This window comes from Limosilactobacillus walteri (assembly GCF_014830205.1).
In the GTDB taxonomy this organism is placed as follows: Bacteria; Bacillota; Bacilli; order Lactobacillales; family Lactobacillaceae; genus Limosilactobacillus; species Limosilactobacillus walteri.
The window spans coordinates 1-1198 of the sequence record NZ_QORN01000070.1; the positions used below are offsets into that span (position 1 = coordinate 1).

1 protein-coding gene, 1 tRNA gene and 1 pseudogene are annotated in these 1198 nt (G+C 36.1%); all 3 read left to right on the forward strand.

What is annotated here, in order from left to right; all coding sequences use genetic code 11:
• Positions 1-102 precede the first annotated feature (102 nt).
• Positions 103-175, forward strand: a tRNA-Thr gene (locus DTK66_RS10885).
• Between the two features lie 252 nt (positions 176-427).
• The gene (locus tag DTK66_RS10890; protein WP_143452946.1) at positions 428-637 is read left to right on the forward strand and encodes a hypothetical protein; all 210 of its coding nucleotides are present in this window, start codon (positions 428-430) and stop codon (positions 635-637) included.
• Positions 638-643: 6 nt separating this feature from the next.
• Positions 644-1005, forward strand: a pseudogene (locus DTK66_RS10895) (hydroxymethylglutaryl-CoA synthase); the annotation flags it as partial.
• Positions 1006-1198: the final 193 nt, after the last annotated feature.

Below are 1198 nucleotides of genomic sequence, written 5' to 3' on the forward strand. Positions count from 1 at the left end.
GGATAGGACGTTGCCACGCGATTAAAACGTGAACCGGTTAAACGATTCGCGTCTTTTCTTTAATAACAGTTTCTGGTATAATTAATTAGGAATTGTTATTATGCTGACTTAGCTCAGTTGGCAGAGCACGTCACTAGTAATGATGAGGTCGGAGGTTCGAATCCTCTAGTCAGCATTATTAAAACTTACAAAGTTTACTAATTCTTGATATATCAACGTTTTACGAAGATGTATCAAGAATTATTTTTGTTTATTTAAGAATATCATGCACACAGCTATGCACACAGAAAAAGTGTGTGCATGTGAAAATTAGATAAAGTCTCTTAAACATTGATTTAATAGGGATAAGGTGACAAAAACCGTGTGCATTTCTTAAAATTGAGCAATCATATATCATTATAACGTAAGTAGTCAATAACAATACGAATTGATTGAAATAGTACGTCAAGGTAGTTTTTCAACAGGTTATGGTCGTGTAGTTAATTTGGTGGCAGCTAGTAGTATGCTAGATATGCGTGGTCATGTAGATATGACCAAGGTTAATCCTGTTTTCTTTGATTCCTTCAGTAATAGCTATTTTGAAATGGGCCCCCGTGTTGGAGAAGCTTGGAAGGAGGGAAAAACTATTAAAGGATGATGAAAAATGAGAATTGGTATTGATAAAATGGCTTTTGCAACAACAAATGATTATTTAGATCTTGCTGAATTAGCAAAAGAACGCGGCGTAGATCCAAATAAATTTACCATTGGAATTGGACAGAATCTACAGGCAGTTGTGCCACCTACGCAAGATATTGAGACTTTAGGAGCTACGGCAGCGAAAAAATTACTTACTCCGGAATTAGAAAAAATATTTCGACAGTAATTGTGGCAACTAAGTCAGGAATTGACAATTCAAAAGCAAGCGCAATCTACATTAAACACTTATTAGGGCTTAGCCACTTTACCCGAACGGTAGAAATGAAAGAGGCTTGTTATTCTGCGCCAGCTGGTATCCAATGTGCCCTTTGGCTTTCTAATGAACGCCAACTGGATTGACATAGTGGTCATCTTGAGCATTGTATTTCCAATTCATTACTTTGCGATTATGAATACAAAAGTCTGTAATATCGGCTATAATGCCCTCTGAGTATACAGATGAAATAGAAAATTCATCTTATACTCGGAGGGCTTTTTCTATGGGAAGAAAATCTAAATA